This is a genomic window from Sedimentibacter sp. (assembly GCF_033447055.1).
Lineage (GTDB): Bacteria > Bacillota > Clostridia > Tissierellales > Sedimentibacteraceae > Sedimentibacter.
The window spans coordinates 1-12,521 of the sequence record NZ_JAWQJF010000046.1; the positions used below are offsets into that span (position 1 = coordinate 1).

The 12,521-nt window shown below is 34.0% G+C and carries 11 protein-coding genes and 1 pseudogene; all 12 read left to right on the forward strand.

The annotated features are described in order from the left end of the window. Positions 1-224, forward strand: a 224-nt coding sequence (locus SA378_RS02890; RefSeq protein ID WP_412178664.1) for a PHP-associated domain-containing protein, incomplete at its 5' end; no start/stop codon positions are given. A 22-nt stretch (positions 225-246) separates the two neighbouring features. Further along, positions 247-1,101: an RNase adapter RapZ gene (rapZ, locus tag SA378_RS02895; protein WP_318524489.1), complete on the forward strand. Its 855-nt coding sequence runs from the start codon at positions 247-249 to the stop codon at positions 1,099-1,101. Positions 1,102-1,113: 12 nt separating this feature from the next. Beyond that, complete coding sequence (locus SA378_RS02900) at positions 1,114-2,079, forward strand: uridine diphosphate-N-acetylglucosamine-binding protein YvcK (protein WP_318524490.1); 966 nt, start codon at positions 1,114-1,116, stop codon at positions 2,077-2,079. A gap of 18 nt (positions 2,080-2,097) precedes the next feature. Continuing rightward, a complete protein-coding gene (locus SA378_RS02905) occupies positions 2,098-3,186 on the forward strand; it encodes a SpoIIE family protein phosphatase (RefSeq protein WP_318524491.1) in 1,089 nt (362 codons plus the stop codon). 22 nt (positions 3,187-3,208) lie between these two features. Continuing rightward, positions 3,209-4,489 (forward strand): glucose-6-phosphate isomerase, encoded by a 1,281-nt coding sequence (locus SA378_RS02910; protein ID WP_318524492.1) that lies wholly within the window; start codon positions 3,209-3,211, stop codon positions 4,487-4,489. A 69-nt stretch (positions 4,490-4,558) separates the two neighbouring features. After that, a pseudogene (locus tag SA378_RS02915) lies at positions 4,559-5,392 on the forward strand (S1 RNA-binding domain-containing protein); the annotation flags it as partial. A 313-nt stretch (positions 5,393-5,705) separates the two neighbouring features. Further along, positions 5,706-6,407 (forward strand): purine-nucleoside phosphorylase, encoded by a 702-nt coding sequence (gene deoD, locus SA378_RS02920; RefSeq protein ID WP_318524493.1) that lies wholly within the window; start codon positions 5,706-5,708, stop codon positions 6,405-6,407. A 1-nt stretch (position 6,408) separates the two neighbouring features. Beyond that, the gene (locus SA378_RS02925; protein WP_318524494.1) at positions 6,409-7,800 is read left to right on the forward strand and encodes an ADP-ribosylglycohydrolase family protein; all 1,392 of its coding nucleotides are present in this window, start codon (positions 6,409-6,411) and stop codon (positions 7,798-7,800) included. A gap of 13 nt (positions 7,801-7,813) precedes the next feature. After that, positions 7,814-8,974 (forward strand): BMP family ABC transporter substrate-binding protein, encoded by a 1,161-nt coding sequence (locus tag SA378_RS02930; protein WP_318524495.1) that lies wholly within the window; start codon positions 7,814-7,816, stop codon positions 8,972-8,974. Positions 8,975-9,105: 131 nt separating this feature from the next. Beyond that, positions 9,106-10,659: an ABC transporter ATP-binding protein gene (locus SA378_RS02935; RefSeq protein ID WP_318524496.1), complete on the forward strand. Its 1,554-nt coding sequence runs from the start codon at positions 9,106-9,108 to the stop codon at positions 10,657-10,659. Beyond that, complete coding sequence (locus SA378_RS02940) at positions 10,649-11,719, forward strand: ABC transporter permease (protein ID WP_318524497.1); 1,071 nt, start codon at positions 10,649-10,651, stop codon at positions 11,717-11,719. Before SA378_RS02935 ends, SA378_RS02940 begins: the two co-directional genes overlap by 11 nt. Position 11,720: 1 nt before the next feature. After that, the coding region (locus SA378_RS02945) for an ABC transporter permease (protein WP_318524498.1) at positions 11,721-12,521 on the forward strand (801 nt) is incomplete at its 3' end.

Here is a 12,521-nt window from a genome sequence, read left to right on the forward strand (position 1 = left end):
ATAAAATAGCCAGGACAGCAGAAAAAACAGGTACTCTTCTTGAAATAAATAACAGCCATGGCCATTTGAACAGAGATGAAATAAAAACAGCTTCAAAATACAATGTGAAGTTTGTTATAAACAGCGATGCACACATTAAAGACAAAGTTGGAAGTTTTGAAAATGGACTAAAAGCGGCAGAAGATGCTGTGTTGGATTTAAAAAGAATAATAAATCTAAAATAGAAAATTGAAAGGAGTGGAGAATATGGAGTTTGTAATTATCACAGGGATGTCCGGTGCAGGGAAAAGCCAGACAATAAAAATATTAGAAGATATAAACTATTACTGTATGGATAATATGCCTCCGGCTCTTCTTCCTAATTTTGCTGAATTGTGTAAAAGTTCATCAAACGATGTATACAAGGTAGCGGTTGTTGCTGACATAAGGGGTGGTATTTTCTTCAAAGACTTGTTTAACAGTCTTGATGAGCTGAAAAATAAAGGCATTAAATACCGCATTCTTTTTCTGGATACTTCAGATGACGAATTGGTGAAAAGATATAAAGAGCAAAGGCGTCCGCATCCTCTAAGTACAACAGGGACTATAATTGACGGTATACGTGAAGAAAGAATTAGTTTAGATGAAGTAAAAAAAAAATCGGATTATATAATTGATACTACAAACATGAAAATAGGGAGATTAAAAGAAGAACTGTTAAATATTTTTGTACAAGGAAATATTTCTTTTAATTTAAATATTACTGTAATGTCATTTGGATACAAATATGGTATTCCTCAGGACTCGGATTTGGTTTTTGATGTGCGATTCTTGCCGAATCCGTTTTATATTGAAGAACTTAAAAATTTTACCGGAAATGATAAAAATGTGCAGGACTACGTTATGGGATTTGAAACCACAACAATTTTTATAGAAAAACTTACAGATTTGATAATTTTTCTCTTGCCTCACTACATAAAAGAGGGAAAATCAAACCTTGTAATTTCTATTGGATGTACAGGTGGAAAACATCGTTCTGTAGCAATTTCAAATTATATAGCATCCACATTGGGCGGCAAAAACTACAGAGTTCTTTTAAATCACAGAGATGTTGAAAAATAAGAGAGGTATTTTATGAAGATAGTAGTATTTGGCGGGGGAACGGGACTTTCTGTTTTGCTTGGAGGATTGAAGAAATACTCAAAGGATATATCTGCAATAGTTACTGTCGCAGATAACGGAGGAGGTTCCGGTGTACTGAGAGAAGATTTGGGAATGCTGCCACCTGGAGACATGAGAAGCTGTATTATTGCATTGTCAGATATCGAGCCAACAATGGAAAGACTTATGCAGCACCGTTTTAAAGATGGGTACTTAAACGGACAAAGCTTCGGTAATCTTTTGATTGCGGCTATGTATGAAATATTTGGAGATTATGAGCATGCTTTAAAAGAAATTGGAAGTATTTTCAGATTATCAGGCAAAGTTCTTCCAATGACGCTTCAGGATGCACAGCTTAAAGCATATCTTGATAATGGGGATTGTATATTGGGAGAAAAAGATATTCCTGAATATGTGAGTAAATTAAACTGCAAAATAGACAGAGTTTCTCTTGTACCTGAAGTGTGTAAGCCGTTGGATGAAACAGTAAGGGATATACAAGAAGCCGACATTATAATACTTGGACCCGGAAGTCTCTATACAAGTGTAATTCCAAATATTTTAGTGGATAATATTCCAACTGTAATTTCAGAATCAAAAGCGACGGTTTTTTACATATGCAACGTTATGACACAGCCTGGAGAAACAGACAATTACAATGTTTATGACCATGTAAATGCAATTATTAAGCAAAGCAACAGGTATTTAATAGATTATGTAATAGCAAATGACGAACTCATTTCAGAAAGTGCAATAGAAAATTACAAGTTTAAGGGTGCAAAACAAGTACTTGTTGATGATGAGCAGATAAAAAAGCTCGAAGAGATGAATATAAAAGTAATAAGCAGCAACTTTATAGAAATAAGGAAAAATTATATCAGACACAATGCTGAAAAAATCGGACAATTATTATTCAATTATGTAAAAGAAAAAAAATAAAATCAAGGAAGTGATCCTATGGAACAGTATGACAAGAAAACAAATGAGGATCAGTTAAGCATCGTTGACGGTATGATTGATTGGGTAAGAGTAGTTGACAAAAATAATATAGTATTGTATGCAAATAAGAAAATGAAAGAAGATTTAGGCGATATTGTTGGAAAAAGATGTTATGATATTTTTGGAACAAATAAAAAATGTGATTACTGCATTTCCTGTATAACTTTGGAAAAGGGCTGCATAATGAAAAAACAATCAATGGTTGGCAATAATACATACATGGTAGTGTCATCCCCAATGCGCGATGAATCCGGAGAAATTATAGGAGCTGTGGAAGTTTTTAGAGATATTACAACTGAAATTAACCTTTCACAAAAAATAAATGAAAAGAATGAAAAAATGAGCGAGGATATTAACTTTGCAAGGAATATGCAAATGCGCATGCTTCCTCCAAAAGGAATGTACAATGGTGTAAATATTGATTATCTGTATGAATCCTCAGAGCTTTTAAGCGGAGATTTTTTTGATGTATTTAAAATAGACGAAAATAATACCGGAATTTATATTTGTGATGTTGTTGGCCACGGTGTAACAGCCTCACTTTTAACTATTTTTGTGAGACAGTCACTAAGAACAATAGCTAAGGGATGCACTTCCATAAACAGTATAATGAAAGAGCTTCATAAAATGTTTCTTGCTTTGAATTTAGATTATGACAGATACTTTTCAGTATTTTTTGGAATTTACAACAAAACAACACGCGATTTTCATTATGTAAATGCAGGACACAATTCGGAGCCTATTTTATTAAGCAATAATGGAAATATTACAATGCTTAAATCTAAAGGATACCCAATTGCAAATATATTTGACAATGTCCAGTATGATGTAAGTGAACTCAAATTATATGTTGGGGATAGATTGTTCTTTTATACAGACGGCATAACTGAAGCTGCTAATGAAGAAGGAATACAATACGGAGTTGATAATATAATTAATATTATCAAAAAAGAAGGAAGCGTTTTGAAAAACATTAAATCATCCTTGGACGATTACTGTAAAGTTCATAAAGATGATTATGCAATATTAATGGCAGAAATTATATGATTAAAAGGGCGGGTGTAAAAGGTTGAAAGATATTGTACTTGATTTAAATGGAAGTTTTGTTTGTGAAGATGAAATAAAAAGCATTGAATCGGAAATAATGGAAGCTCAGGAAGTGCTTTTAGACAAAAAAGGAATAAGCAGCGAAATGACAGGCTGGATTGATTTCATGAATACAATGGATGAGAATGAATATGAACAGATAAAAACATGCGCCAATTACATAAAGAAAGAATGTGAAGCTTTTATACTTTTAGGCATCGGAGGTTCTTACTTAGGTGCAAAAGCAGCAATTGAAGCAATAAGGGGAGATTTTCATAATGAACTTTGCAGTCCCAAAGTTTATTATGCAGGTCAAAATTTAAGCGGATCATATTTAAAAAAATTAATTCAGGTAGTTAAAAATAAGGAAATTTGCGTAATTGTAATATCAAAATCAGGTACAACGCTTGAAACTGCACTGTCTTTTAGAATAATAAGGGATTTGATGGAAGAAAAGTATAAAAAAGAGTCCAAAAATCGTATTTTTGTTGTTACGGACAAAAATAAAGGAGCATTGAAAAGCCTTTCTGATTTGAGTGGATACAAAACATTTGAAATACCGGATGACATAGGTGGAAGATATTCTGTAATTACGCCGGTTGGATTGCTTCCGATGGCAGCTGCGGGACTAAATACGGATGAATTTATAAATGGGCTTAAGTCTGGTGCTGAAGAATATAAAACAAGGAAATTCGAACAAAATATATGCTGCCAATATGCAGCGGCAAGAAATATTTTGAACAAGAAGGGCAAAGAGGTTGAAATACTTGTAAGTTATGAACCTTGTTGCATTTCAATAGCAGAATGGTGGAAACAGCTATTTGGTGAAAGTGAAGGAAAAGATGGAAAGGGTATTTTTCCGGCAAATCTTAATTTTACAACCGATTTGCACTCTATGGGACAATTTGTTCAGGATGGCAGAAAAATAATTTTTGAAACTACAATTATTATTGAAAATAGCAATAATGATATCGTAGTTCCGACGGATAAAAATGATTTTGACAAGTTAAACTACATTTCGGGAAATAAATACAGTTATATAAATGAGAAAGCATTTGAAGGAACATTTTTAGCACACAACGAAGGTGGTGTACCAGGCATAGTAATTAGAATACCATTGATGAATGAGTTTTATCTTGGTAAGCTTTTTTACTTTTTTATGATGACATGTGCATTAAGTGGATATACTAATAAAATAGATCCATTTACACAGCCGGGTGTAGAAGCTTATAAAAAGAACATGTTTAGATTGTTGGGAAAATAAATATCGGGAGGGTGATCCTCTCGAAACAGAAAAACACAAGGGAATATTCCCGTATTATAAGGAGATAGTATGATAAAATTAGGAGAAATACAGGAATTAGAAGTAGCAAAATTAGTGGATTTTGGAGCTTATCTGGTAAGTTCAGATGACGTAAAAGGGGAAGACAGAATATTGCTTCCAATTAAACAAGTTTCTGAAAACATAAAAGTTGGAGATAAATTAAATGTATTTGTATATAGAGATTCAAGTGACAGAATAATTGCAACTGTAAAGAGACCTAAAATTGTAATTGGTGAAATTGCATATTTAAAAGTTGTTGAAATGTCAAGAATCGGTGCTTTTATGAACTGGGGACTTGAAAAAGATTTGTTCCTTCCATTTAAAGAGCAGGTAGGAGATATTAAAATTAACGGTGAATATTTGGTAGGAATTTATATTGATAAGTCAGATAGACTTTGCGCAACTATGAATTTGTTTAATGTTTTACGCACAGATTCTCCATATAAAATAAATGATATGGTTACAGGAACTGTATTCAGTTTGAAAAGAGGCCTTGGAGCAATGGTAGCAGTAGAAGGCAAATATCTTGGCTTAATTAATGAGGGAGAAATTTTAAAACCTATGAGACCGGGAGATGTTGTAGAAGTCAGAGTAAGCAATGTTAAAGAAGATGGTAAACTGGATTTGAGTTTGAAGGATGCACCAAGACTTCAAATTGACAAAGACGGAGAAAAACTTTTGAGCGCTTTATCAAAAAACAAAGGAAAACTTCCTTTGAATGATGACAGTAATCCTGAAATAATCAATGAAACTCTTAACATGAGCAAAAGTTCTTTTAAAAAAGCAGTAGGAAGACTTATGAAAAGAAGGGTTATAGAAATGACAAGAGATGGTATATGCTTGATAGACGAAAGTACAAAAAAGGAAAGCAAGCCAAGACAAGGAACAAACAACAGAAAAGGTCATTCAAACAATAGAATCGGAAATACAGGCAACAGAACAAACAACAGTTCAAATTACAAAACAAATGACAGAACAAGCAGCAAAGACAACAAAAAGAATGATTCATTCAACAAAAGGAAGTAAGCTTGGTATTGACAAAAATAGTATAAAGAAGTACTATTTATAGAGTTATATGCATAGGTGGTATATTTATTAAATTTTTGTCCTATGATTATATTTTATAAAAATATTGGCAATGCGAAGGAGAAATGATATGTCGACACCTCACAACAATGCAATTAGCGGACAGATAGCAGAAACTGTGTTATTGCCCGGAGATCCATTAAGAGCGAAATTTATTGCAGAAAATTTTTTAAATGACGTGGAACAATTTAACGCAGTAAGAAATATGTTTGGATATACAGGAACATATAATGGGAAAAAGATTTCTGTAATGGGAACCGGTATGGGATGTCCATCTATTGGAATATATTCTTATGAATTAATACACATGTATGGAGTAAAAAATTTAATCAGAATTGGTTCGTGCGGAGCATATGATTCGAGTTTAAAACTGTTTGATATTATATTGGCAATTGGTGCAAGCACAGATTCAAATTATGCAGCTCAATACAATTTGCCGGGCACATATTCAGCAACAGCTTCTTGGGAGTTGTTGTCAAAAGCTAAAAATGCAGCTGAAGAAAATAACATTCAAGTAACAGTAGGTAATATTGTAACTTCAGATGTATTTTACGGGGATGATTCGGAAAATTGGAAATCTTGGGCTAAAATGGGATGTCTAGCTGCCGAAATGGAAACATACGCATTATATTGCAATGCATCAAGAGCGGGCGTAAATGCGCTTACCATACTTACAGTATCTGATTCTATAGCAACTCATGAAGAAACAACACCGGAGCAAAGAGAAAAAGGATTTAAAAATATGATGAAAATTGCTTTGGAGTTAGCATAGTATGAAGAAAGCGTGGGAAATAGTGCATGACTTATATTCTAATGCTAAACCTGTTATTTTAAATGAAGGAGAACAAGGCTGGGGTGCCCTAAAATCAGTATCAGATTTTTATGATGGTATTTTAAACTTAGATTGGGCAAGCAATGTACCCGGTTCCGGAGCTCCGGAAAAAATAATGGTTGCAGCTGTTCAAGCTTTAGAAAACAGAGGATATGCAGTTGAAAATGCATATGAGCTGCTTCAAAAAGGAATGAAAGCTCATGCAGATGGTGATAAAGTAGAGCTTCAAAAAATTTCAGCAGAGCTCAGAAATGAATTTTTAAATGCTAAAAAAAATGAAGAATCACCATATTGGAAGTATAAATTTTACAACAGCTTTGAAGAATATGAAAAAAATGTATTATTTCAGGAAGCAGTTGATATAGATACAAATTCGGAAATATTTAAAGACAAGATAAAAGCTGCATGGACGTCCCAGTTAATTGGAGCTGCTATGGGCACAATGGTTGAAGGTTATACTTCAAAGAATCTATATGAAGCATTTGGAGATGTAAAAGGCTTTATAAGAGAGCCAAATACATATAATGATGATATAACATTTGAAATTGCATTTCTTGATTCATTTAAGGATAAAGGATATGCTGTGACCAGCAAGGATATAGCGTTGTCATGGATAGGATTAATTCCATGCGGCTGGTCTGCAGAAGAACTTGCATTAAGAAATATAAGGGCAGGATACATGCCTCCTGAAAGTGCAAGGTGGAATAATCCTTTTAATGAATGGATTGGTGCACAGATGAGAGGTGCAATATGCGGCATGGTTGCTCCGGGAAATCCAAGGCTGGCTGCAGAACTAGCTTGGAAAGATGGAGAAGTATCGCACATTAATAATGGCATATTAGGAGAAATTTTTAATGCTGTAATGGCTTCTTTAGCTTTTGTAGTTGATGATGTAAAAGAAATAGTTAAAACTGCAATTTCTTTAATACCAAAAGACAGCGAATATTATTCTGTTGTAAGTTTTGCATATGACAGCTGCATAAAAAACAGAGACTGGCATGATGCACTATCAGAATGTGAACAAAAATACATAAAATACAACTGGATACATGCTTATCCCAATGCATGCTGTGAAATTATTGCACTGATGTATGGAGAAGGGGATTATGAAAAAACCCTGAATATTGTTACAATGTGCGGCATTGACGCAGACTGCAACGCAGGCATGATTATGCCTGTATTGGGAATTCAAAAGGGAATGTGTATCATTCCAAAAAGACTAATTGTTCCGGCATTTAATAAACTCATTACATATATGCGTAGTTATGAGGAAATTATGCTGGATGATTTGGTCGGTGATACTTTAAATTATATAAAAAAAGCAAAAAAGTAGGAGGAATTAGGAAATGAAAAAAGTAATATCTCTATTGCTTGTAGTCATGATGATATTCTCATTGGCTGCATGTGCACAAAAACCAGCTGAAACAGCACCAGCAGAAGAACCAGCAGAAGAAACACCTGCAACAGAAACACCTGCAGAACCATACAAAGCAGCTCTTTTATTAAACGGATCATTAGGGGACAAGTCATTCTTTGACTCTGCTAACGAAGGACTTCAGAAGTTGAAAGTTGAATTAGGCGAAGATGTTTTTGATTTTAAAGTTGAACAAATGGGAGCTACTGCAGCCGACGAACCAAAATGGGCACCGACATTGTTAGATTATTGTGAAACTGGTGAATATGATGTTATAATCATCGGTACTTGGCAAATGATTGAAGCATTAGCTGATGCAGCTGCACAATTCCCGGACCAGAAATTTATGTTCTTTGATGAAACATTTGATTTCACATCTGGAGATTATAAAAATATTTACAATGTATTGTACAAACAAAACGAAGTTTCTTTCTTAGTTGGTGCAGCAGCAGCAATGATGACAACTGACGAAAGTCTTCCTATGATTGATCCAGCTACTAAGAATATAGGTTTCTTAGGCGGAATGGAAAATCCTATAATCAATGATTTCTTGTTGGGATATATTCAAGGAGCAAAATATGTTGAACCTGATGTAAAAGTTGCTATAGCATATGTTGGAAACTTCTATGATTCAGCAGCAGGAAAAGACCTTGCATTGGCTCAATACCAACAAGGTGGAGTTGATGTTGGCTACAACGTAGCAGGAGCAGCAGGTTTAGGTCAAATTGAAGCGGCTGTAGATGCTAACAGATATGCATTTGGCGTTGACTCTGACCAGGCAGCATTACTTCCTGAAAAAGCAGATTTCATTCCTACATCAGCACTTAAAAACGTAGGCAACTCTTTATACAGAGCTATTACTCTTGATATGGAAGAAAAACTTGAATATGGCGTTGCAGAATCTTTGGGTTTTGCAGAAGGTGGAGTTAATTTAGTTAAAGACGCTCATTATGAAGGAATGCTATCAGAGGAAATTAGAACAAAAATTGATGAATTAGAAGCAAAAATCATAAGCGGAGAAATAGTTGTTGATACAGCAATGGGAAAGACAACTGAAGAAATCGAAGCTATAAAAGCATCTGTTCAACAATAATTGTAACTATAGTGTAAACTTAACAGTCAGGCTATGCCTGACTGTTATTTAAAACTAAATTAATAATTAATAATTGCTAACTAAAATAGTTGTCAATTGTTAGTCATTAATTCTAAAATACGGAGGAAACCATGAGTGATAAAGTGCTACAGATGAATAACATTATGAAAATATATCCTAATGGAGTAGTAGCAGTTGAAGACGTGACATTTGAGTTAGAAAAAGGAGAAATACATGCTTTGTTAGGAGAAAATGGGGCAGGTAAAAGTACACTTATGAAAGTTTTGTTTGGAATTGAATCTCCTGAACAAGGAAAGATAATTTTAAATAAATCTGAAACAACAATAAAGTCACCACAAGATGCAATTAAAAAAGGTATAGGAATGGTGCATCAACATTTTATGCTTGTTCCTTCATTAACTGTTGCAGAAAATATAGTTCTTGGAACAGAACCAAAAAGAAGCAATATATTTATAGATATGGATAAGGCTGTAGAAGTTTCCAAATCCATCGCTGAAAAGTATAATTTTGATGTGGATGTTACAGAAAAGGTTGAAGAGCTACCCGTTGGAGTAAAGCAAAAAGTGGAAATACTGAAAGCACTGTACAGAGGAGCTGATATTTTAATATTAGATGAACCTACTGCTGTTTTAACTCCCCAAGAAACAGATGAATTGTTTGTACAATTAAAAAAGCTTAGAGAAAAGGGACATACAATAATATTTATTTCTCATAAATTAGATGAAATAAAAGAAATATGCGACAGAGCCACAATAATGCGAAACGGAAAAAGCAAGGGCACATATTTGGTGAAAGACATTTCTACAAGCGAGATGTCGAGACTTATGGTTGGAAGGGATGTAGTTTTAACATTTGACAAAAAACCTTTAAAATTAAGAGAAACTGTAATGAAGGTTAGAAATCTCAATGTAGTAGGTTCTACAGGAGTAAAAAGAGTCAACGATTTGTCTTTTGATTTAAAAGCAGGAGAAATATTTGGAATAGCCGGAGTTGAGGGAAATGGTCAGAGTCATCTAGTCGATGCGTTGACAGGGCTTTCTAAAAAATATACCGGAGAAATTTTAATTTTAAATGAGGATGCTAAAAAACATTCTATTAAAGAAATAAGAAATTTAGGTATGGCTCACATTCCGGAAGACAGAATGACTCTTGGATGTGCTAATAATATGAACATCATGGATAATATGTTTTCAAATCAATATGATGATCCTGAGTATTCCGGCAAGGGAATGCTTAAAACCAAGAAAATAGAAAAAAGAGTAAATGAACTTATAAAAGAATATTTAGTAAAATGCAAATCATATAAACAAAGCGTAGGTATGCTTTCAGGAGGAAATATTCAAAAAGTAGTTGTTGCAAGAGAATTTTCAACTAATCCAAAAATAATTATAGCGAACCAGCCAACAAGAGGAATAGATGTTGGAGCTGCATCATTTATAAGAAATAGAATAATTGAATTCAGAGATGCCGGATGTGCAATAATTTTAATTTCTGCTGACTTAAATGAAATCTTAGAACTTAGCGACAGACTTGCTGTTATATATAAAGGACAATTTGCCGGTGTATTCAATGACGTTAAAAATGTTACCGAAGGGGAACTTGGAGAATACATGCTTGGTATAAAAAAAGATGACAAACTGGAGGGTATATTATATGAACAGTAATACGAAGTTTAATGTTCTGCGAACTGTTTTGTCAGTTGGCATAGCATTGTTAATATCATTTGGAATTATATTTCTAACCAGCAAAGAGCCGGTGAATGCAATAGTTCAGCTTTTAACAGGTCCATTGCAGAGCCAAAGGCGATTTGGAAATGTTATTGAAGCTATGATACCATTAATATTTACAGGCGTTGGAGTAAGCATCATGTTTGCTGCAAATGAAATAAACCTGGCAGGAGAAGGTTCATTTCATATCGGTGGGTTGGTTGCAACTTTTGTTGCATTGAATACAACACTTCCTTCAGGAATAAGTCCGATTGTTTGTATTTTAATAGCCGGTATATGTGGAGCATTAGTTACAGCAATACCTGCAGTACTAAAAATAAAAACTGATTCTGATGTCTTGGTATCATCATTGATGATGAATTATTTAATAATGTATTTATCAAATTACCTGCTAAGCAATGTTCTTAGAGATCCTAAAGCAGGTGCTGTTGTATCATTTGCTGTTCCCGATGTCACACAGCTTGGTACAATTTTTGAAGGAACGAGAATACACATAGGTTTATTTATAGCTTTAGCTGTTGCATTGTTTGGTTATGTTTTTATGTATAAAACAAAAATCGGATACGAACTTCGTTTAACAGGCGAAAACAGGTCATTTGCAAAATACTCAGGAATTAATGTCATAAAAATTACTTTAATATCTCAGCTTTTGGGAGGTTTCATATTTGGTATAGGCGGAGGAGTTGAACTTCTTGGCATGTACAACAGATTTACATGGACTTCACTGCTTGGATACGGATGGGATGCGATAATAATTACCACTTTAGCTAAAAAGAATCCTCTATATGTGCCTTTTGCTGCCTTTTTCCTTGCTTATTTAAGAACAGGTGCTTCAATTATGGCACGTTCAACAGATGTTGTTACTGAAATAGTTACTATAACTCAAGGAATAATAATTTTATTAGTTGTTGCTGAACAATTCTTAAGCAAGTATAAACACAAAATGATTGCAAAAGAAGCTAAAGCTACATTGAATCAAGTAAAGGAAGGTGAGTAACATGATACTAGATGCTTTTTTATCACCGGAATTTTTAAATGCAACGCTTAGAGCTACTACACCCATATTATTTGCGGCATTAGCTTCAGCTGTAGCGTCAAAATCAGGTATTATTAACATGGCTTTGGAAGGAATAATGTTGTTTTCTGCTCTTTTCGGTGTGCTGTTCAGCGCTGCATTTCAAAGCGCTTGGATGGGATTAATTATTACTATGGTGTTGGGTGGTTTTATAGGATTTTTCCTGGCGTTTTTCGTATTAAGGCTTAAGACTGATGAAATTTTAGCAGCCATTGCCATAAATTTAATAGCAAGTGGTGCAACAATCTTAATACTTCTCACAGCGTCAGGCGACAGAGGTGTTTCATCTTCAGTAAACAGTATTGCAATTCAAAGAGTAGCGATACCGTTTATTGAAAACATACCATTTTTAGGAGAGGTTTTATCAAATCAAAATATATTGACATATGTATCATTAATAATGGTAGTTGTTGTTCACTTATTTTTGTATAAAACTCCGTTAGGACTTAGAATAAGAGCAGTGGGCGAAAATAAAGATGCTGCTGAATCTGTAGGTATAAGTTCTAAGAAAGTTCAGTATATATCTTTAATTATAAGTGGTGTACTTGCATCAATGGGAGGCTTTTTTCTTTCAGGTGGATATATGACAAATTTCACTACAGGGATGAGTGCAGGTAGAGGATACATTGCATTGGCTGCAGCATCAATGGGAGGAAATACTGCTGTAGGAGCATTTCTGGTGTCGCTGCTTTTTGGAGCAGCTCAAGCATTAGCAAATATATTG